This is a genomic window from Microbacterium sp. Bi128, from assembly GCF_918698205.1.
Window position 1 is genome coordinate 1 of the sequence record NZ_CAKKMM010000039.1, and the last position, 19,494, is coordinate 19,494.

Genomic DNA, 19,494 nt, shown 5'->3' on the forward strand with positions numbered 1-19,494 from the left:
GGTCCGACATGACCACCCTCCCGGCCGGCCTCGAGCTGCGCCCCCTGCACATCCCGGCATCCATCGATGCCCCGGACGCCGCCGACTTCCGCGAGATGGCGCGCGTGCGCAACCTCGTGTACGCCGAGATCGCCGGCCACGACGACCACGCGATGCCCGCCGACGAGCTGCTGCCCGTCTACCGCCCGACCGCGGCGCAAGTGCGCCTGGTGTGGCTCGCCATCATCGACGGCGAGGTCGTGGGCCGCGTCGGCCTCGACCTTCCGCAGGAGGACGGCGCGCGCACCGGCTTCTGGCTCATCGAGCTGCGCCGCAGCGCGTAGGGCCGCGGGATCGGCCGCGCGGGCCACGACCTCATCGAGCGGACGGCTCGCAAGCACGGCCGCACCATCCTGCAGTCGTGGGCCGAGCACCCCGCCGCCGAGGGCCCGTCCCTCGACGCCCCGACCGGATTCGGACGCATCCCGCTCGACCGCGCCGCGCAGTTCTACCTCGCGGCGGGGTACACGCTGGAGCAGATCGTCCGCCAGAGCCGCCTCGACCTCGAGGGGTCGGAGCCGCATCTACGCGACCTTCTCGCCGACGCCGAGGCCGCGGCGGCCGGCTACCGCGTCATCCAGTGGACACTGCCCACCCCGCCGGAGTTCGTCGACGCCTTCGCCGCCGTGAAGGCGCGCATGATCACCGACGCCCCGTCCGCGGGTCTCGATCACGATGAGGAGAAGTGGGATGCCGCGCGCGTCGCCGACTGGGAACGCCTCTACACCGATGCCGATCGCCATCTCCTCGTGACGGTCGCACAGCACGTCGACACCGGCGAGCTCGCGGCGTTCAACGAACTCGTCATCGGCAAGGACCGCACCGCCGTGACGAACCAGGAGGACACCCTGGTCGTCGCCGCGCACCGCGGACACCGCCTGGGCATGCTCGTGAAGTGCGCGGGTCTGCTCTCATGGAGAGAGGCCGTGCCCGGTTCGCCGCGCGTGATGACGTACAACGCCGAGGAGAACCGGCCCATGCTGTCGATCAACGAGGCGATCGGCTTCGTCCCGATCTCGTACGAGGGCGCCTGGCAAAAGGTGCTGGGCGAGGCCTGAACCGCCGAGACTGCATCCGCCTGACAATTCCCGCGCAGTCTGCAGGGAGTTCGTCGGCCGGATGCAGTCTCGCCGCCGGCGCCGGGCACGACGGCGGTCAGCGCACGCGCTGGCAGCGGGGGCAGAAGTGGGACGAGCGGTTCATGAAGCTCACGCGCACGATCGGGCGGCCGCAGCGGGCGCACGGCTGACCCGTGCGGCCGTAGGCGCTCAGCGAGTGGGCGAAGTACCCCGCCTGCCCGTTCACGTTGACGTACTGCGCGTCGAAGCTCGTCCCGCCCTCGGCCAGAGCCTTCTCGAGCACCGCCCGCACCTCGGCGAGCAGCCGGTTCACCGAGCGGGTCGGAAGATCGGATGCCGCGGACTCGGGGTGGATGCGCGCCGCCCACAGCGACTCGTCGGCGTAGATGTTGCCGATTCCGCTCGCGACGGTCTGATCGAGCAGCACGCGCTTGATCCCCGACGACGTGCGCTCCAGGCGCGCGCGGAAGCGCGCGTCGTCGAATGCCGGGTCGAGCGGGTCGCGGGCGATGTGCGCGACCTGCGTCGGAACGCGCGGGAGCAGCGAGCCGCGGCCGCCCGCAGCGGCATCCGGGGTGTCGACGAGGTCGTCGAGCGCGAGCGAACCGAACGTGCGTTGATCGGCGAACACCACCGACAGCGGTCCGTGCTCGGGATGTTCCAGCTCGATCCGAACGCGCTCATGGCGTTCGGCGGGAGCGCCGGGAAGGCGCAGCAGCATCTGCCCGCTCATGCCGAGGTGCGTGACGATCGCGTCGTCGGAACCTAGCGGCATCCACAGGAACTTGCCGCGACGCACCGCCGCGTCGATGCGGCGGCCGGTGAGCTCGGCCTCGAAGTGCGCGGCGGTGCCGGAATGGCGCGTGAGCGCGCGTTCGTCGAGCACGTCGACCGAGGCGATGAGAGCGCCGGTGACCGCGGGTTCGAGACCGGCGCGGACGACCTCGACCTCGGGAAGCTCAGGCACGGGCGTTGAGCTCGCGCCACGCGGTGAGCGCCGCGGCCATTTCTGCCTGCTTCTTGCTGGAGCCCGTCCCGTGCGTGACGACGTCACCCGTCGTGACGGTCGCCGTGAAACGGCGGTCGTGGTCGGGGCCGGTCGCCTCGACGGCGTAGACCGGAGCGTGCAGGCTCAGCCGGGCGGCGATCTCTTGCAGGCTCGTCTTCGGATCCATCGCCGCGCCGTAGCGATCGGGATCGGCCAGCAGCGGCTCGACGAGTCGCAGCACCAGGGACGTGGCAGCCTCGGGACCGGCGGACAGGTAGGTCGCACCGATCACGGCCTCCATCGTGTCGGCCAGGATCGAGTCCTTGTCACGGCCTCCGGTGAGGATCTCGCCCCGACCGAGGCGGACGTAGTCGCCCAGACCGATGCCGCGGGCGACTTCGGCCAGCGCGACGGTCGACACGACACTGGCGCGGCGCTTCGCGAGGCTGCCCTCGTCCAGGTCGGGATGTCCCGTGTACAGACGCACGGTCACGGCCTGCCCGAGCACGGAATCGCCGAGGAACTCGAGGCGCTCGTTGTGCGGGATGGCGCCGTTCTCGTACGCGAACGAGCGATGGGTCAGCGCAAGAGAAAGAAGCTCGGGGTCGATGTCGACCCCGAGCTTCTCGATGAGCGCAGCTGTTTGCGTCACCGGACGTTGATCAGACGTCGGCGACCTTGCGGCCCTTGTACTCGAGGAAGAGCTCGGTGCCCTGCGAGTCGGTGACGACCTTCGCCTGGTGGGGGCGGCTGTAGACGACTTTGCCGTTCTCGATGGTCTTGACCAGCGCGGGGGCTTCGGCCTTCCACTGCGCACGACGCGAGCGGGTGTTCGAGCGGGAGACCTTCCGCTTCGGGGGGTTACCTGCCATGACTAGCTCTTCTCTGTCTTGGGGGCGGCGCGGAGCGCATCGCCGTCGTCTGGGGTGTACTGCTGGAGCGCTGCCCACCGAGGATCGGCGGGCGTCTGCTCCGTGTCGCCGGCGCTCTCCGTCAGCTTCTCACCCGTGACCGGGTCGAGCCCGAGGCAATCCGGCTGACACACCGGCTGGAACGGAAGCGAGAGGACGATGGCATCCCGGACCAGATTTTCAAGATCCACGTGGTCGTCTTGAACTTCGAAGTCGTTCGCTTCGTCCCCAGGATACGCGAAAAGTTCCTGGAACTCGACTTCGACAGGCTCGGTGATGTCGATGAGGCACCGACCGCACACGCCGGTGGCCGTGGTGTCGACCGTTCCCGAGACCAGGATGCCCTCGTGGACGGACTCCAGACGCACGTCGATCTCGAGCACTTCGGCCGCGGCGATCGACAGCAGACCCTCGCCCCACTTCTCGGGCGTCGGGATGTCGAGCTCGTGCTCGCGCATCTCACCGGGGTGGCGCTCGATGTCGCGCACGGGGAGCTGGAAGGGGCCGGGACGGTGAGTTCTCACGGTCGACCATGCTACCCGCGCGGCCCTGGGCGCGGGCCGTGCGGCCGAGCGGGCGCGCGGGCGCGGGCGTCAGAGCCCGCGGGCGCCGGTGTCGAGGAAACGGGCGACCGCGCGCGGCACGTACGGCGAGACGTCGCCGCCGAGCGACGCCACCTGGCGCACGAGCGAGCTGGACACCAGCGCGTGCGACGGATCGGGCAGCAAGAACACCGTCTCGACGTGGGCGAGGTCGCGGTTGACGATCGCCATGGGCGTCTCGTAGGCGACGTCGACCTGGGACCGGATGCCTTTGACGAGCACGCGCGCGCCCACGTCGGTGGCGTAGTCGACCAGCAGCCCCATGCTCCACGACGCGACGATGACGTCACCCTCGATCTGCGCGTCGGCGATGGACTGCTCCAGCAGTGCCTGCCGCTGCGCGATCGGAAGCATCGCCTCTTTGCCGGGGTTGTGCACCACGAGCACGTGCAATTGATCGAACAGCTCGGCGGCCCGACGAATGACGTCGAGATGCCCCAACGTCGGGGGGTCGAACGATCCGGGCACCACAGCGATCCGCGGGGTCATGACTCCACCCTAGCGATCACGACTTGGCCAGGGCCGCGCGCTCCTCCACACCCACCCGACGTTCCAGAGCGGCGGCGAGGCCCGGGTGCCGCAACAGCGCGGGGTCGTCGGCGAGGATCTTCTCGGCGGCGGCGCGGGCATCGGTGATGAGCTCGGCATCCGTGACGACGCGCAGCAGACGCAACGACGACCGGACACCGGACTGCGCGTCCCCGAGCACATCACCCTCCCCCCGCAGCTCGAGGTCGACCTCGGCGAGTTCGAAACCGTCGAGCGTGCGCGCGACCGCTTCGACGCGCGAGCGCGACGACGAGCCGGGGGCGGCCTCGGTCACGAGCAGGCACAGACCGGGGAGCCCACCGCGACCGACGCGACCGCGCAACTGGTGCAGCTGCGAGACGCCGAAGCGATCGGCCTCGAGGATCACCATCGTCGACGCGTTGGGCACATCGACGCCGACCTCGATCACGGTGGTCGCGACGAGCACGTCGATGTCGCCGCGCGCGAACGCCTGCATCACGGCATCCTTCTCGTCGGCGTGCATCTTGCCGTGCAGGATCTCGACGCGGATGTCGGCGAACGACGGGAGAGTCTCGAGCAGCGCGGCCACCTGCACCACACCCCAGCGCGTGCGGGTGTCGGCGGCCCCCTCGGCCGGCTCATCGCCCACCTCGTCGGAAGTGAGCTTCTCGGCGTCGATCGCCGCGCACACCACGAACGCCTGGCGCGACTGCGCGACCTCTTCGGCGACCCGATCCCACACCCGGGCGAACCAGCCCGGTTTCTCTGCCAGCGGGGCGACGAACGTCTGGATGCCGGCGCGACCGGCGGGCATCGTGCGGATCGTCGACACGTCGAGGTCGCCGAACACCGTCATGGCGACGGTGCGCGGGATGGGCGTGGCCGTGAGCACGAGAGTGTGCGGAGAGTCGCCCTTGGCGCGGAGGGCCTCGCGCTGGTCGACGCCGAACCGGTGCTGCTCGTCGACGACGACGAATCCCAGGTCGGCGAACGTGGTCGTGGCGCTCAGCAACGCGTGCGTGCCCACGACGATCCGCGCCTGACCGGACGCGACGCGCAGTGCGGCCCGGCGCCGCTCGGCCGCGGGCAGCTGGCCGGTGAGCATCGTCGGCATGAGCTCGGGCGCGAGCTCGGGACCCAGCATCCGCGCGATCGAACGCACGTGCTGCGCGGCGAGCACCTCGGTCGGGGCGATGAGAGCCGATTGGCCGCCCGACTCGGCCACCTGCAGCATCGCCCGCAGTGCGACGAGGGTCTTACCCGAACCGACCTCGCCCTGCACCAGACGGTTCATGGGCCAGTCCCCGACGAGGTCGTCGGCGATCTGCGCCCCGACGCTCTCTTGATCGGGTGTGAGGGCGAACGGCAGGATCGCGTCGAAGCGTTCGAGCAGGCCGCCGGGAGCAGCGGGGCGTTTCGCCGCCGACAGCGCCCGGACGAACTGACGCTGCTGCAGCAGCGCGGTCTGCAGCACGAACGCCTCTTGCATGCGCAGGGTCTCGACCGCGGGAGGGATCTCGTCGTCGTGGTACGGGCGGTGGATGTGTTCGAGCGCCGCGCGCGCACCGAGCAGCCCGCGCGCGGTGCGCACCGTTTCGGGCAGCGGATCGTCGACGTCGCCGAGCGCGTCGAGCACGAGCGAGATGGTCTTCTGCACCAGGGTGCTCGGCACGCTGCTGGTGGCGGGATAGATCGGAATGGGGCGCTTGGCGTTGACCTCGGCCTCGGCGCGCGCTTCGGCGAGTTCGTCGAACAGCTCGTAGTCGGGGTGCGTCAGTTGCGTCTGCCGCCGGTACTCGCCCACCTTGCCCGAGAAGATGCCCCGGCGCCCGGGCGTCAGGTCTTTCAGCCGCCAGGACTGATTGAAGAACGTCAGCGAGAGACGGCCGTCGCCGTCGCTGATGATCACCTCGAGCAGCGACCCGCGGCGGTTCTGCATGCGACGCTCGGTGGCGCTGACGACCTCGGCCACGATCGTCACGGGCTCACCGAGCGGGAGGAGCGCGATCGGCGTCAGCTCTCCGCGTCGGGCGTAGCGACGCGGGTAGTGCTCGAGCAGCTCACCGACCGTCTTCATGCCGAACGCCCGCTCGAAGGCCGCAGCGGTCTTGCCGCCCACGGCCCCGTCGAGTCGCGACGACAGAGAGAGTCCGGGCATGCTCCGAGTCTAGGCACGCCCTCGGACACCGTGTTTGTAGGGTGAGACGGTGACCCGCATCATCTCCGGCCGCGCCGGCGGCACGGTCCTCGACGTCCCCGCGAAGGGAACGCGTCCCACCAGCGACCGCGTGCGCGAGTCGCTCTTCGGCGCGCTCGACTCCGCGGACCTCGTCGCGGGGGGCCGCGTGCTCGACCTGTACGCCGGCTCGGGCGCCCTCGGCCTCGAGAGCCTCAGCCGCGGCGCGGCCTCCGCCGATCTGGTCGAGCTCTCCGCCCCCGCCGCCGCTCTCATCCGCAAGAACGCCGACCGGCTGCGCAGCGCGGGAGTGACCGCGCCCGCCCGCGTGCACCGCGCCAACGTGTCGACCTATCTCGAGAGCTCGGCCGCGGAGTGGGACCTCGTCTTCATCGACCCGCCCTACGACGTGACCGACGACGAGATCACCCGCGTCCTCGCGGCTCTCGCTCCCCGGCTGAGCGCGGAGGCCGCCGTGATCGTGGAACGCGCGAAGCGCTCCCCCGCCCCCGCGTGGACGGCCGCGGGGCTGGAGCCCGAGCGCGATCGCACGTACGGCGACACCACCCTCTGGTGGGGCCGCCCGCCCGCCTGACGCGGGCGGGAGATCAGCCGCGTCCGGCGTCCCAGTCGCGGTAGGGATCCCACCCCGCGCGGCCCGTCCAGGGGCGCTCGTCCACGAGCACCGGCGCCTCGCCGCGCTCCCGCACCGTTCCGACCCGGAGCCCCGGACCGGACGCCTCCGCGGGGAACGTCACGAGGAAGCCGTGGTCCTCTCCCCCGCCCAGGGCTCGCGCAGGATCATCGCCGAGCGCCGCAGAATCGAACGCGATCGTCACTCCCGACGCGTCGGCGAGGCGCGTGGCATCCAGGGCGAGTCCGTCCGAGACGTCCATCATCGCCGTCGCCCCAGCGTCCGCGGCCCGCAGCGCATCGGCGATCGGCGGACGCGGACGCAACTGGCGATCGAGGGCGTGCGCGTCGGTGGCATCGAGGGCGGCGCGTGCCGCCTCGGTGATGGGCACCGGAGCGCCCGCGGCATCCGTGAAACGCGAGAACAGGACGTCGAGCCCCCGTGCGGCCACCCCCAGCTCGCCGATCACGTGCACGGCGTCGCCGGGCCGGGCACCCGAACGGCGCACCGGAGCGCGAGAGTCGAGGCTCCCGAGGGCCGTGACCGCGATGGTCAGGGTGTCCGAGACGGTGAGGTCCCCGCCCTCGACCGCGCAGCCCGGCGCGAGGTCGGTGCACGCCGCTGCCAGCCCGTCCGCCAGACCCCGGACGAACGACACCGGCGTGTCATCGGGCATCGCCAGTGCGACGAGCAGCGCGACCGGTCGCGCACCCATCGCCGCGACGTCGGCGAGATTCACCGCCGCCGACTTGTACCCCAGGTCGAACGCCGACGACCAGGCCAACCGGAAGTCCGGACCGTGCACGAGCGTGTCGGTCGTGGCGACGACCCGCCCGTCGGGCATGGCGAGCACCGCGGCGTCGTCGCCGGGCCCGATGAGCGCGGTCGAAGCGGGAAGGCGGTCCAGGATGCCGCGGAGCACCTGCCCCTCGGACAGTTCTCCCACGGTGGTCTCGGCGTCGGTCACCTCCCCACGCTATTAGCCTGGAGGGGTGCCCCGCTCCCTTCGCTCCCTCGCGCTGATCGCCGTCCTCGCTCTGCTGCCGGGACTCGCCGCGTGCAGCACGACGGTTGCGATGCAGCCGGCCAAGGGCGCGAACGACCCCGCGTGCGCCGAGATCATCTCGCGCCTGCCCCAGAGCATCTCGGGGCAGGAGCGCCGCTGGACCGACGCGCAGGCGACCGGGGCCTGGGGCGATCCGGCGAGCATCCTCCTCACGTGCGGGCTCGAGGCACCCGGACCCTCGACGCTCCCCTGCCGCCCGTTCGACGGCGTGGATTGGCTCGTCGACGAGTCGCAGGCCGACCAGAACCGGTACACGCTCACGACGTTCGGGCGGGAGCCCGCCGTGCAGATCTACCTCGATTACGCCGAGGCGAGCAGCGCCGACATCGCTCAGGCCCTCGCGCCGCTCATCCGCGACTACCTGCCCGCGACCGGATCGGTGTGCAGTTCGGCATCCGACCTGCAGACGCCGGCGCCGACGCCCGCACCGTAAGCCTCTCGGGGCGCGTCAGTCTCGATCGAGGGCGGCGTCGAGGAGGTCGCTGATCAGCTCGGGGTACGACAGCCCCGAGGCGATCCAGCACGTGGGGAACATCGAGATCGGGGTGAACCCCGGCATCGTGTTCACCTCGTTCACGTAGAAGTCCGTCCCCGTGTAGAAGAAGTCGACCCGCGCGAGTCCCTCGCCGCCGAGCGCCTCGAACGCCTGCGCCGCGATCCGCTGCATCTCGGCGAGCTCGCCGTCGCGCAGGTCGGCGGGGCACACGAGATCGACACCCGGGGCGTCGAGGTACTTCGCCTCGAAGTCGTAGAACTCCCGGCCCGTGACGACGATCTCGCCGGCCACGCTCACGCGCACCGGTCCGCCGTCGCGGCCGGGCAGCACACCGCACTCCAGCTCGCGGCCCACGATGGCCTGCTCGACCAGAGCCAGACGGTCCTCGGCGAACGCCGTCTCGAGGGCGGCATCCAGGTCTTCCCAGCGCGAGACCTTCGTCACGCCGACACTCGAGCCCGCTTCGTTCGGCTTGACGAAAACCGGCAGGTCGAGCGCGCGGATGCGACGCTCCCACAGGTCGCGATCGCGCGCGAGATCCGCGCGCGTCACGGCGACCCACGGCACCACCGGCACGCCGGCCGAGCGCAGCACGCGCTTGGTCACGTGCTTGTTCATGCCGATCGCCGACATGAGCACGCCGCCGCCGGCGTACGGGATGCCGAGGAGCTCGAGGAGTCCCTGGACCGTGCCGTCCTCGCCGAAGCGGCCGTGCAGGATCGGCAGGACGACGTCGACCTCGCCGAGGGAGCGCTCGCCCGCGGCATCCGTCACGGTCCACTCGCGCGAGAGCACCGACTCCGGCAGACGCACGCGGCTCCCGTTGTCGACGACCTCGGGGAGGGCGTCGGGGATGAGCGCGAACTTGTCGGGGTCGTCGTCTTCGAGGACGAACGCACCGTCACGCGTGATCCCGACCGGGATCACGCGGAAGCGCTCACGATCGATCGCCCGCAGCACCCCTCCCGCCGTGGCGGAACTGATCGAATGCTCGCTGGAGCGCCCGCCGAAGAGCACCACCACCGCCGGTCTGGTCATTCTGCGTCCTCTCGCCCTGCGGCTGGTCGTCGTCGGTCGTGAGATGGGGCGCGATGTCGCGCGGATCCATGGTGCCGTCGAGCACCATCTTCACCTGGCGCACGATCGGCATGTCGACGCCGACCTCGCGCGCGAGCTGCAGGACCGGGGCGACGGATGCCAAGCCCTCGGCGGTCTGCTGCATCTGCTTGACCACGTCCTGATAGCCGTAGCCCTGGCCGAGCAGGCGCCCGGCGGTGTTGTTGCGGCTGAGCGGCGACTGGCACGTGGCGATCAGGTCGCCGAGGCCCGCGAGCCCCTGCAGCGTCTCGGGCTGGGCGCCCTGTGCCACCGCGAAGTCCGTCATCTCGACCAGTCCGCGCGTGATGATCGAGGCCTTGGTGTTCTCGCCGTACCCGACGCCGTCGACGATGCCGATCGCGACCGCGATCAGGTTCTTCAGCACACCGCCGAACTCGGTGCCGATGACGTCGGTGTTCACGAAGGACCGGAAGTAGCGGTTGCGCGCGCGCCGGGCTACGGCCTCGGCCGTCTCGGGGCTCAAGGAGCTGATGACGGCGGCCGTCGGCTGCTCGCGCGCGATCTCGAGCGCGAGGTTGGGGCCGGATGCCACCGCGACGCGGCTCGGGTCGCACAGGAGCACCTGTTCGATGACCTGGCTCATCCGCAGCCCGGACGACTTCTCGACGCCCTTCATCAACGACACGATCGGCGCGTCGGTGTGCGCGACGAGCGGCTTCACGGCGGCGAGGTTCTCGCGCAGCGCCTGGCTCGGGATCGACAGGTACACCTGCTCCGCGCCGTCGAGGGCCTCCGCGAGGCTCGTGGTCGCGGTCATCGTCCGCGGCAGGTTGATCCCGGACAGGTACCGGCTGTTGCGCTTGGATTCGGTGATATCGGCGGCCAACTCGGGCCGACGGGCCCACATCACGACGGACGCCCCGCCGTCGGCGAGGATCTTGCCGAAGGTCGTGCCCCAGCTGCCCGCACCGATGACGGCGACCTTGGGCCCGGGGGCCTCGCTCTTACGACTCAAGGCGCCCCGTTTCGTTCTGCCCGTGCTGCGACGGGTTCCAGCGCTCAGCCGGTGCGGGAAGACCGCGCAGTCCCGACAGCATCTCGGCGATGCGCGCCATGAGCGTATCGGTGGCGCGCGTCAGGGTCGCCGGCTGCAAGGGAGTGGCCAGATGCTCGGACAGATCGATCGCCGGGCCGAACTCGACGATCACGCGCGAGCGGCGCGGAAAGCGCAGCTTGCCGTAGCGGGGAAGGATCTCCTGCACACCCCACTGCGCCATCGGGATCAACGGCAGGTCGCCGCCGAGGGCGAGGCGGACCGCACCGGTCTTGCCGCGCATGGGCCACAGCTCCGGGTCGCGGGTGAGCGTCCCCTCGGGGTAGACGATCACGCCGCGGCCGTCGCGGGCGATCTCTTGAGCGGCCGTGATCGACTGGTTGGCGCTCGTCGAGGTCCGGGGCACCGGGACCATGCCCGTCGCGCGGAGCGCGGCCCCGAGCACCGGCACGCGGAACAGACTCTCTTTGGCGAGGAAGCGCGGCGCGCGTCCGGCGCGCCACACGGCCACCGCGACCACGAGCGGGTCGAACTCCGAATTGTGGTTGGGGGCGAGCACGTACGCGCCGTCGCGCGGAAGGTTCTCGACGCCGCGCATCTCGATCCGCGCGAACAGCCCCACCAGCGGCACCACGATCGCGGCGAGAGGCCAGAAGGCACTCGGCCGGCTCTTCTCCGGAGAGACCGCCACGGGTCAGCCCACGACGTCGAAGTCGGCGTCGAGAGCGGTCAGCTTCTCGAGGAACTTCTCGTATCCGCGGCGGATGATGCCGATGTTGCGCACGGTCGACTCGCCCTCGGCAGCCAGGGCCGCGATGACGTAGCTGTAGCCTCCACGCAGGTCGGGTACCTCGACGTCGGCGCCGTGCAGGGGCGTCGGGCCGGTGATCACGGCGGCCTGCTCGAGGTCGCGTCGCGGCACGCGCCGGTCGGCGCTGTCCAGGCCCTTCGGGTGCACGACGATGTCGGCCCCCATCTTGTTGAGCGCCTGGGTGAAGCCGAGGCGGTTCTCGTACACCGTCTCGTGCACGGTAGAGACGCCGTGGGCCTGCGTCAAGGCGACGATGAGCGGCTGCTGCCAGTCGGTCATGAAGCCGGGGTGCACGTCGGTCTCGACCATGACGGGCTTGAGGTCGCCGCCACGGCGGAACAGGATGCCGTCCTCGCGGACGTCGAACCAGCCGCCGGCCTTGCGGAAGACGTTGAGGAACGTCAGCATGTCCTGCTGGCGCGCGCCCTTGGCGAAGATCTCACCGTCGGTGGCGAGGGCCGCACACGCCCACGAAGCGGCCTCGTTGCGGTCGAAGATCGCGCGGTGGTCGTAGCCGTCCAGACGGTCGACACCCTCGATGAAGATGACGCGGTTCGGCTCATACGAGATGATCGCGCCCATCTTCTGCAGCACCGCGATGAGATCCATGATCTCGGGCTCGATCGCGGCGTTGCGCAGCTCCGTGACGCCCTTCGCGCGCACGGCGGTGAGCAGGACCTGCTCGGTCGCGCCCACGCTCGGGTACGGCAGCGTGATGTTGGCGCCGTGCAGCCCGTTCGGGGCGGTGATGCGGATGCCCTCGTAGCTCTTGTCGACGACGGCACCGAACGCGCGGAGCGCATCCATGTGGAAGTTGATGGGACGGTCACCGATGCGGCATCCGCCGAGGTCGGGGATGAGCGCCTCACCGAGGAGGTGCAGGAGCGGGCCGCAGAAGAGGATCGGAATGCGCGACGCGCCGGCGTGGGCGTCGATCTCCTCGAAGTGCGCGGCGACCGCGCCCGAGGGGTCGAGGTGGAGCGTTCCCTCTTCGTCCCCTTCGGTCACGGTGACGCCGTGCACCTCGAGGAGCGAGCGCACGACCTTGACGTCGCTGATCATCGGGACGTCGCGCAGGGTGCTGGTGGTGTCGCCCAGGAGCGCCGCCACCATCGCCTTCGTGACGAGGTTCTTGGCCCCCTTGACCTCAACTGTCCCGCGCAACGGGCGTCCGCCGCGGATCACGAGGGTCTCGGCCGCCTCCCAGTCCGGCTGTCCGGGGATCTGGTCTCCGGAATCGGTGACGAGTGTGCTCATAGGGGGGTGGACCTCACTTCGTGGACGAGGGGCGGCGGAACGGCCCGATCGGGCCGGCCGGGCTTAGCGGACCGGAAGGGTCCGCGGCCGCCATGCCTCGCGGCGCGCCTCGAACTGTGCGATCTTGTCTTCGTCACGCAGAGTGAGCCCGATGTCGTCGAGCCCTTCGAGAAGCCGCCACCTAGTGTAATCGTCGATCTCGAACGAGACTCGGAGGTCGCCGAGCGTGGCGGTCTTGGCCTCGAGGTCGACCGTCATCTCGACGCCCGGCTGCGCCTCGACCGCCGCCCAGAGCCGCTCGACGTCCTCTTCCGAGATCACGCCCGTGACGAGCCCCTGCTTGCCGGAGTTGCCGCGGAAGATGTCCGCGAACTTCGGGCTCAGCACGACGCGGAACCCGTAGTCGCGCAGGGCCCACACGGCGTGTTCGCGGCTGGAGCCGGTGCCGAAGTCGGGGCCGGCGACGAGCACGGATGCCGAGCGGTAGGCGTCCTGGTTCAGCACGAACGCGGGATCCTGGCGCCAGTTGGCGAACAGCGCGTCCTCGAAGCCGGTCTTGGTGACGCGCTTGAGGTACACGGCGGGGATGATCTGGTCGGTGTCGACGGCGGACCGCTTCAGTGGCGCGACGATTCCGGTGTGCGTGTGGAACTTCTCCATGTCAGGCCTCCGCCCCGGTCGAAACGGTCTCCGCGGGCAGCGGATCGAGGTCGGCGGGGCTCGAGAGGGTCCCGCGGACCGCGGTCGCCGCTGCCACGAGCGGCGAGACCAGGTGGGTGCGTCCGCCCTTGCCCTGACGCCCCTCGAAGTTGCGGTTCGACGTCGACGCGCACCGCTCGCCCGGTGCGAGCTGGTCGGGGTTCATGCCCAGGCACATCGAGCAGCCCGCGAAGCGCCACTCGGCCCCGAACGCGGTGAACACCTTGTCGAGACCCTCCGCCTCGGCTTCCAGGCGCACGCGCGCCGAGCCGGGCACGACCATGACACGGACGTTCTCCGCCTTCGTGCGGCCCTGGATGACGGACGCGAACGCCCGTAGGTCTTCGATGCGGCTGTTCGTGCAGGAGCCCATGAAGACGGCATCCACGGGGATGTCCTTCATCGGGGTCCCGGCCTGCAGGTCCATGTACTCCAGGGCCCGCTCGGCGGCCGCGCGCTCGTTCGCGTCGATGATGTCGGCCGGGGTCGGCACGACGTCCGAGAGCGAAACGCCCTGACCGGGGTTCGTTCCCCACGTGACGAAGGGCTCGAGCTCGGCGGCATCCAGGAACACCTCGGCGTCGTAGACGGCGCCCTCGTCGCTGGGGAGCGTGCGCCAGTAGGCGACGGCGTCGTCCCAGTCCTGACCCTGCGGGGCGTGCGGCTTGTCCTTGACGTAGGCGAAGGTCGTCTCGTCGGGGGCGATCATGCCGGCGCGAGCACCGGCTTCGATCGACATGTTGCACATCGTCATGCGCCCCTCCATCGAGAGGGAGCGGATCGCGCTGCCGCGGAACTCCAGGACGTAGCCCTGGCCGCCGTTCGCGCCGATCTTGGCGATGATCGCGAGGATGATGTCCTTCGCGGTGACGCCGGGCTTCAGCTCTCCCTCGACGGTGATCGCCATCGTCTTGAAGGGCTTGAGGGGCAGCGTCTGGGTCGCCAGGACGTGCTCGACCTCGCTCGTGCCGATACCGAAGGCCATGGCCCCGAACGCGCCGTGCGTCGAGGTGTGGCTGTCGCCGCAGACGACGGTGATGCCGGGCATCGTCAGACCCAGCTGCGGACCGACGACGTGCACGATCCCCTGCTCCTTGTCGCCCAGCGAGTGGATGCGGACGTCGAACTCGGCGGCGTTGCGGCGCAGCGTCTCGATCTGGGTGCGACTGGTGAGGTCGGCGATCGGCTTGTCGATATCGAGCGTCGGGGTGTTGTGGTCCTCGGTCGCGATCGTGAGATCGAGACGCCGGACCGGGCGGCCCTCGGCGCGCAGGCCGTCGAAGGCCTGCGGACTCGTGACCTCGTGGACCAGGTGCAGGTCGATGTAGATGAGGTCGGGCTGGCCGTTCTCGCCCTTGACGACCAGGTGGTCGTCCCAGACCTTCTCGGCCAGGGTCCGCGGGCGATCGGGAATGTGGATGCCGTCGATCGATGTCGTGCTCATGAGACTTGCGTTTCTCCTCGGATGGGATGTGAGGCCCGCGACGAACTCCGCGACGAGAAAGGCCTAGAACAAGGTCTCGTCGCGGCCGCTAAGGAGGAGGCCGGCGATCCGCACGTCGCCACGATACCACCGGGCCGAGCACGCCCCTCCGCGTAACACGGCGCCGCACGTTTGGGTGGCGGTCGGGTCGCCGTGCGAGCCTGTCGCCACCGCCGTTGGAAGGAGAGTCCCGCATGGGCGCACAGGAAGACACCGGTTTCTCGACCCGTCAGGTGCACGTGGGCTCGTCCGCCGCCCCCGCATCGCCCCGGGCCACGCCCATTTACCTCACGGCGGGCTTCACGTTCTCGGATCTCGACGAGTCGGCAGCCCACTTCTCCACCGGCAGCGGCTTCGGGTACACCCGTACGGGCAACCCCACCGTGCAGGCCGTCGAAGAACGCCTCGCTTCGCTCGAAGGCGGAGACCAGGCGATCCTCGTCTCGAGCGGCCAGGCGGCCGTCACCGTCGCGCTCCTCGGGCTCGCTGGTGCGGGCGACCACCTCGTCGTCTCGGAGCACATCTACGAAGGCACGCGCGGACTGCTCCTGGACAACCTCGCGCGTCTGGGCATCGAGACGACCTTCGTCGACACCGACGACCTCGACGCGTGGCGAGCCGCGATCACCCCGCGCACGAAGGCGCTGTTCGCCGAGACGCTCTCCAACGCCCGCAATCACGTTCTCGACGTCGGCGCCGTCGCTGCGATCGGTGCGGAGTACGGCATCCCGCTCGTCGTCGACAGCACCTTCACGACGCCGTACCTGCTGCGGCCGATCGAGCACGGCGCGGCCGTCGTGGTGCATTCGGCGAGCAAGTTCCTCGCCGGCCAGGGTGCGGTCCTCGGCGGCGTCATCGTCGACGACGGACGCTTCGACGCCGCGGCATCCGGGCACCTGTTCCCGCACCTCGTCGGCGCCGACCGCCTCGGCGGCGCGAGCTATGCCGAGAAGCACGGGCCCCGGGCGCGCGGAGCGTACTTCCGTGAGAGCGTCGCCCCACGTTTCGGCCCGTCGCCGTCGCCGCTGAACGCCTTCCTCATCGGCCAGGGCGTCGAGACGCTGAGCCTGCGCGTCGAGCGGCAATCCGCCAACGCGCTCGCGGTCGCCCGGTGGCTCGAGGGGCGTCCCGAGATCGAGCGCGTCGACTACGTCGGCCTCCCCTCCCACCCGCACCACGAGCGGGGGCGGCGCTACCTCACGCGCGGCAGCGGCTCGGTGTTCACCGTGACCCTCCGCGGCGGGCTCGAGGCGGCGCGGCACGTCGTGCAATCGGTGCGTCTGATCACGCACATGACCCACCTCGGCGACGTGCGCTCGCTCGTCCTGCACCCCCAAAGCACCAGCCACGCGGGCCGCACGGTGCCCGAACGCGAGCGGGCCGGAGTCTTCCCGGGGACGATCCGCCTCTCGATCGGGATCGAGGACATCGACGACATCCTCGCCGACCTGCGCCAGGCTCTCGAGGGACTGGCATCCCTCCCACCGGTGGACGAGACGGATGCCGCCGAGCACGGCGTCGTGCGAGAGGTCGTCGTCCTGTGAGCCGTCTGCAGCACTTCGGGTGGTTCCTCGCTCGCGGCTTCGGCCCGCACGGGTGGGGGCACCCGTACCTGCGGTGGAACCACCGCTGGACCGAACCCGGTCTGTACCAGGACTCCGCGCGCACGCTCGAGCAGGCCGGGTTCGACCTGCTCATCATCGAGGACGCGCCGTCACTCGGCAGCGCCGAGACGATCGATCTCCGCGTCCGGCACGCCTTCGGTGGCCCCAAGCACGATCCGCTCCTGCTGGCCCCCTACCTCTTCGCCGCGACCCGGCACCTCGGCGTCGTGCCGACGGTCAACCCGGCCGCGTACCTCCCGTACACCGCCGCCCGGCAGTTCGCCACGCTCCAGCACTTGAGCGGCCACCGCCTCGGACTCAACGTCGTGACCGACACCGGCAGCGCGCGACACTTCTCCACGGCACCGCAGCTCGGGCACGACGCCGCGTACGACCGAGCCGAGGAATGGCTCGACGGGCTGCGGACGCTCTGGCGCAGCTGGGGTGAGGGAGCGCTCGTCGAGGACGAGGAGTCCGGCGTGTACGCCGACGGCACGCGCCTGGCCGCGGCGCAGCACCGCGGCGAGTACTTCGGCTTCGACGGCCCGCTGAACGCGGTGCCGTTCACCGACGGCGAGCCCGCGATCGTCTCGCCCGGTGGCTCCGGCCGCGGACTGGCGTTCGCCGGCGCGAACTCCGACGTCCAGTTGGCGCTCGCGCCCCTCGACGAGAAGAGCATCCGCGCCTATCGCGGACGCATCCACGCCGCCGCCGAGGCCGCCGGACGTTCGCCCCACGACATCAAGATCCTCTTCGCCATCCAGCCGGTGCTCGTGTCGTCGGCGGAGGAAGCCGATCGGCTCGTCGCGGCATCCGCGCACCCCGACGAGGCCGCGCTGTCGGCCATCGCCCGCAAGCAGTCCAGCGACCTCGAAACCGACCTCACCGGGCTCGACCTCGACGCCCCGCTGGACCGCACGATCTTCGGCGAGCACGTGTCCGAGGGCAGCATCCGACGACTGGTCGGGGCGCACGAGCCCGACGCGCCGCTCCGCGCGATCCTCGCCGCGCACGCCCGCCTGGGGCGACTGAGCGACGGGTCCGGTTTCGTCGGCACGGCCGACGAGTTCGCGGACCGCATCGAGCAGCTCGGCGACTGGGGCAACGACGGAGTGCTGCTGTGGGGCGATCTGCACCCCGTCACCGTGCACCGAATACTCGACGATCTCGTGCCGATCCTGCGGCGCCGCGGCATCCTGCGCGAGGAATACGTCGAGGGCGGCCTGCGCGGCAACCTGCACGCGTTCTGACCGGCGACGCCGCGCTCCGCGCACAGAACCTCAGTCGCGGTCCGGCTGCTCCACCGTCGGAGGCGTGCCCTTCTCGTCGGCGACCCGCGCGGCCGCGTCCCGCGGGCCTGCCGCGGCGGGTTCGCGACGCGAAACGACGAGGCTCGCGATCGTGGCGACAGCCATCGACAGCACGATCACCGCGAGCGAGACCCACGTCGAGATCTCGGGCGCCCACTCGATCGGCTCGCCGCCGTTGAGGAACGGCAGCTCGTTCACGTGCATCGCGTGCAGCACGAGCTTCACGCCGATGAACGCGAGGATGAACGCGATGCCGTAGTGCAGGAACCGCAGACGTTCGAGCAGGTCGCCGAGCAGGAAGTACAGCTGGCGCAGGCCCATGAGGGCGAAGAGGTTCGCCGTGAACACGATGAACGGGCTCTGCGTGATGCCGAAGATCGCCGGGATCGAGTCGATGGCGAACAGCAGGTCGGTGACACCGATCGCCGCGAAGACGATGATCATCGGCGTGAAGACGCGCTTGCCACCCACCCGCGTGAGGACCTTCTTGCCGTCGTAGGTGTCGCTGATGGGCAGCACCCGGCGCAGCATCCGGACGACGAGGTTCTCTTTCTGGGTGTCGTCGTCGTGGTCATCGCCGGGGAATGCCTGCCGGATCGCCGTGTAGATCAGGAACGCGCCGAAGAGATAGAAGATCGGGCTGAAGTTCTCGATGATCGTGGCCCCGACGAGGATGAACGCGCCGCGCAGGATCAGGGCGATGATGATGCCCACCATCAGCACTTCCTGCTGATACCGGCGCGGTACCGCGAACTGGCCCATGATCAGGACGAAGACGAAGAGGTTGTCGATCGACAGGCTGTATTCGGTGAGCCAGCCCGCGACGAACTGGCCCGCGACCTCTCCCCCGGCCGCAATCGCCAGGACGCCCGCGAAGGCCAGCGCCAGCACGACGTAGAACACCACCCAGAGCGTCGATTCCTTCGGAGAGGGGATGTGGGGTCGCGCGAGGATGATGAGCAGATCCGCGGCCAGGATCAACACCAGCACCACGAGTGTGACGGTCTGGAACACCGGATCCAGCTGCAGCTCCATGGCGGGCCTTTCGTCGGGGGAAACGCTGAAGTCTATCCGCCGGCCCGGGTGCCCGGCATCCCGGCCGACGATCGGCGTGAGACGATCCGGCGCGCGCGGACACCTCTGAGTGAGAGAGTGCTCACACGGGTGCCCGACAGGAAGAACGGATGCCATGACCGACGACGTGATCGACGACAGGGCGCTGGTTGCGCGCGCCGCCGGCGGGTCGGAGGTGGCGTTCCGGGCGCTCTATCGCGCCTACGCGCGGCCGGTGTACTGGATCGCCTTCGGGCTCGTCCACGACGAGAACGACGCGGAGGATGTCGTGCAGGAGACGTTCGTCGTCGCCTGGCGGAAGATTCCGCAGCTTCGACTGGAGGGCGCGTCCCTGCTGCCGTGGCTCGCGACGGTGTGCCGCCTGCAGGCGCAGAACCGGCTGCGGTCGCGGCGTCGACACGGAGCGACCGCCGAGCTCGACGAGAGCATCCCCGCGATCGTCGACGTCGAGAAGCAGGTCGTCGAGGCCGAGACGGTCGGAGCGATCCTCGCCGCCGTCGAAGGGCTCGGCGAACTCGACCGGGAGATCTTCCGACTCTGCGCCGCCGAAGGCTACGGCTATCAAGCGGCGGCGGAGTCCCTGGGGGTGTCCCACGGCACCGTGCGCAACCGCCTCTCCCGCATCCGTTCCCGGGTGCGCGC

The 19,494-nt window shown here is 70.4% G+C and carries 20 protein-coding genes and 1 pseudogene; 7 read left to right on the forward strand and 14 right to left on the reverse strand.

What is annotated here, in order from left to right; translation table 11 throughout:
* Together LQV45_RS05395 and LQV45_RS05400 are read left to right on the forward strand one after the other, a co-directional pair.
* Positions 1-323 (forward strand): annotated as a pseudogene (locus tag LQV45_RS05395) (GNAT family N-acetyltransferase); the annotation flags it as partial.
* Positions 324-677: 354 nt separating this feature from the next.
* Entirely contained in the window at positions 678-1,097 is a 420-nt protein-coding gene (locus tag LQV45_RS05400) for a hypothetical protein (protein WP_230006099.1), read from the forward strand.
* A gap of 97 nt (positions 1,098-1,194) precedes the next feature.
* On the opposite strand, the gene mutM is transcribed toward LQV45_RS05400, so the two are convergent.
* The 6 genes from mutM to LQV45_RS05430 form a co-directional block, all read right to left on the reverse strand.
* On the reverse strand, positions 1,195-2,085 hold the full coding sequence (gene mutM / locus LQV45_RS05405; RefSeq protein ID WP_230006100.1) for a bifunctional DNA-formamidopyrimidine glycosylase/DNA-(apurinic or apyrimidinic site) lyase: 891 nt from the start codon (positions 2,083-2,085) through the stop codon (positions 1,195-1,197).
* The gene (gene rnc, locus LQV45_RS05410; protein ID WP_230006101.1) at positions 2,078-2,758 is read right to left on the reverse strand and encodes a ribonuclease III; all 681 of its coding nucleotides are present in this window, start codon (positions 2,756-2,758) and stop codon (positions 2,078-2,080) included. The genes mutM and rnc overlap by 8 nt, the downstream gene beginning before the upstream one ends.
* 10 nt (positions 2,759-2,768) lie before the next feature.
* On the reverse strand, positions 2,769-2,978 hold the full coding sequence (rpmF, locus tag LQV45_RS05415) for a 50S ribosomal protein L32 (protein ID WP_013586329.1): 210 nt from the start codon (positions 2,976-2,978) through the stop codon (positions 2,769-2,771).
* 2 nt (positions 2,979-2,980) lie between these two features.
* Entirely contained in the window at positions 2,981-3,475 is a 495-nt protein-coding gene (locus LQV45_RS05420; RefSeq protein WP_230006116.1) for a DUF177 domain-containing protein, read from the reverse strand.
* Positions 3,476-3,610: 135 nt separating this feature from the next.
* Positions 3,611-4,108: a pantetheine-phosphate adenylyltransferase gene (gene coaD, locus LQV45_RS05425; RefSeq protein WP_138174342.1), complete on the reverse strand. Its 498-nt coding sequence runs from the start codon at positions 4,106-4,108 to the stop codon at positions 3,611-3,613.
* Positions 4,109-4,124: 16 nt separating this feature from the next.
* Positions 4,125-6,287 (reverse strand): ATP-dependent DNA helicase RecG, encoded by a 2,163-nt coding sequence (locus LQV45_RS05430; RefSeq protein WP_230006102.1) that lies wholly within the window; start codon positions 6,285-6,287, stop codon positions 4,125-4,127.
* A gap of 49 nt (positions 6,288-6,336) precedes the next feature.
* Here LQV45_RS05430 and LQV45_RS05435 point away from each other — a divergent pair, with 49 nt between their 5' ends.
* Positions 6,337-6,900: an RsmD family RNA methyltransferase gene (locus LQV45_RS05435; protein ID WP_230006103.1), complete on the forward strand. Its 564-nt coding sequence runs from the start codon at positions 6,337-6,339 to the stop codon at positions 6,898-6,900.
* A gap of 13 nt (positions 6,901-6,913) precedes the next feature.
* Here the strand turns inward: LQV45_RS05435 and thiL are convergent, their stop codons facing one another.
* Positions 6,914-7,906, reverse strand: a complete 993-nt coding sequence (gene thiL, locus LQV45_RS05440) for a thiamine-phosphate kinase (protein ID WP_230006104.1) — start codon at positions 7,904-7,906, stop codon at positions 6,914-6,916.
* A 25-nt stretch (positions 7,907-7,931) separates the two neighbouring features.
* Between thiL and LQV45_RS05445 the strand changes: the two genes are divergently transcribed.
* Positions 7,932-8,438, forward strand: a complete 507-nt coding sequence (locus tag LQV45_RS05445; protein WP_230006105.1) for a DUF3515 family protein — start codon at positions 7,932-7,934, stop codon at positions 8,436-8,438.
* Positions 8,439-8,453: 15 nt separating this feature from the next.
* Here the strand turns inward: LQV45_RS05445 and LQV45_RS05450 are convergent, their stop codons facing one another.
* From LQV45_RS05450 to leuC, 6 genes are all read right to left on the reverse strand, one after another.
* Positions 8,454-9,539, reverse strand: a complete 1,086-nt coding sequence (locus LQV45_RS05450) for a D-alanine--D-alanine ligase family protein (RefSeq protein WP_230006106.1) — start codon at positions 9,537-9,539, stop codon at positions 8,454-8,456.
* Positions 9,439-10,575 carry an NAD(P)H-dependent glycerol-3-phosphate dehydrogenase gene (locus LQV45_RS05455; protein ID WP_230006107.1) on the reverse strand — a complete coding sequence of 379 codons (1,137 nt, stop codon included), beginning with the start codon at positions 10,573-10,575 and terminating at the stop codon, positions 9,439-9,441. Before LQV45_RS05455 ends, LQV45_RS05450 begins: the two co-directional genes overlap by 101 nt.
* Positions 10,565-11,305 (reverse strand): 1-acyl-sn-glycerol-3-phosphate acyltransferase, encoded by a 741-nt coding sequence (locus LQV45_RS05460; protein WP_230006108.1) that lies wholly within the window; start codon positions 11,303-11,305, stop codon positions 10,565-10,567. The genes LQV45_RS05455 and LQV45_RS05460 overlap by 11 nt, the downstream gene beginning before the upstream one ends.
* Before the next feature lie 3 nt (positions 11,306-11,308).
* Complete coding sequence (gene murA, locus LQV45_RS05465; RefSeq protein WP_230006109.1) at positions 11,309-12,682, reverse strand: UDP-N-acetylglucosamine 1-carboxyvinyltransferase; 1,374 nt, start codon at positions 12,680-12,682, stop codon at positions 11,309-11,311.
* A gap of 63 nt (positions 12,683-12,745) precedes the next feature.
* The gene (gene leuD, locus LQV45_RS05470) at positions 12,746-13,342 is read right to left on the reverse strand and encodes a 3-isopropylmalate dehydratase small subunit (protein ID WP_230006110.1); all 597 of its coding nucleotides are present in this window, start codon (positions 13,340-13,342) and stop codon (positions 12,746-12,748) included.
* A gap of 1 nt (position 13,343) precedes the next feature.
* Complete coding sequence (gene leuC / locus LQV45_RS05475; protein WP_230006111.1) at positions 13,344-14,825, reverse strand: 3-isopropylmalate dehydratase large subunit; 1,482 nt, start codon at positions 14,823-14,825, stop codon at positions 13,344-13,346.
* A 233-nt stretch (positions 14,826-15,058) separates the two neighbouring features.
* On the opposite strand from leuC, the gene LQV45_RS05480 reads away from it, so the two are divergent.
* Complete coding sequence (locus LQV45_RS05480; protein WP_230006112.1) at positions 15,059-16,408, forward strand: O-acetylhomoserine aminocarboxypropyltransferase/cysteine synthase family protein; 1,350 nt, start codon at positions 15,059-15,061, stop codon at positions 16,406-16,408.
* Positions 16,405-17,718 (forward strand): LLM class flavin-dependent oxidoreductase, encoded by a 1,314-nt coding sequence (locus tag LQV45_RS05485; RefSeq protein ID WP_230006113.1) that lies wholly within the window; start codon positions 16,405-16,407, stop codon positions 17,716-17,718. Before LQV45_RS05480 ends, LQV45_RS05485 begins: the two co-directional genes overlap by 4 nt.
* A gap of 30 nt (positions 17,719-17,748) precedes the next feature.
* On the opposite strand, the gene LQV45_RS05490 is transcribed toward LQV45_RS05485, so the two are convergent.
* On the reverse strand, positions 17,749-18,813 hold the full coding sequence (locus LQV45_RS05490) for a TerC family protein (protein ID WP_230006114.1): 1,065 nt from the start codon (positions 18,811-18,813) through the stop codon (positions 17,749-17,751).
* A gap of 154 nt (positions 18,814-18,967) precedes the next feature.
* On the opposite strand from LQV45_RS05490, the gene LQV45_RS05495 reads away from it, so the two are divergent.
* On the forward strand, positions 18,968-19,494 hold a 527-nt coding region (locus LQV45_RS05495), incomplete at its 3' end, for an RNA polymerase sigma factor (protein WP_230006115.1).

Bases quoted from the DNA above. Each gene is read 5' to 3' on its own strand.
- LQV45_RS05400 (WP_230006099.1), top strand. From the start codon at position 678: ATGATCACCGACGCCCCGTCCGCGGGTCTCGATCACGATGAGGAGAAG.
- rpmF (WP_013586329.1), bottom strand. From the start codon at position 2,978: ATGGCAGGTAACCCCCCGAAGCGGAAGGTCTCCCGCTCGAACACCCGC.
- LQV45_RS05420 (WP_230006116.1), bottom strand. From the start codon at position 3,475: ATGCGCGAGCACGAGCTCGACATCCCGACGCCCGAGAAGTGGGGCGAG.
- coaD (WP_138174342.1), bottom strand. From the start codon at position 4,108: ATGACCCCGCGGATCGCTGTGGTGCCCGGATCGTTCGACCCCCCGACG.
- LQV45_RS05430 (WP_230006102.1), bottom strand. From the start codon at position 6,287: ATGCCCGGACTCTCTCTGTCGTCGCGACTCGACGGGGCCGTGGGCGGC.
- LQV45_RS05450 (WP_230006106.1), bottom strand. From the start codon at position 9,539: ATGACCAGACCGGCGGTGGTGGTGCTCTTCGGCGGGCGCTCCAGCGAG.
- murA (WP_230006109.1), bottom strand. From the start codon at position 12,682: ATGAGCACACTCGTCACCGATTCCGGAGACCAGATCCCCGGACAGCCG.
- leuD (WP_230006110.1), bottom strand. From the start codon at position 13,342: ATGGAGAAGTTCCACACGCACACCGGAATCGTCGCGCCACTGAAGCGG.
- leuC (WP_230006111.1), bottom strand. From the start codon at position 14,825: ATGAGCACGACATCGATCGACGGCATCCACATTCCCGATCGCCCGCGG.
- LQV45_RS05480 (WP_230006112.1), top strand. From the start codon at position 15,059: ATGGGCGCACAGGAAGACACCGGTTTCTCGACCCGTCAGGTGCACGTG.
- LQV45_RS05490 (WP_230006114.1), bottom strand. From the start codon at position 18,813: ATGGAGCTGCAGCTGGATCCGGTGTTCCAGACCGTCACACTCGTGGTG.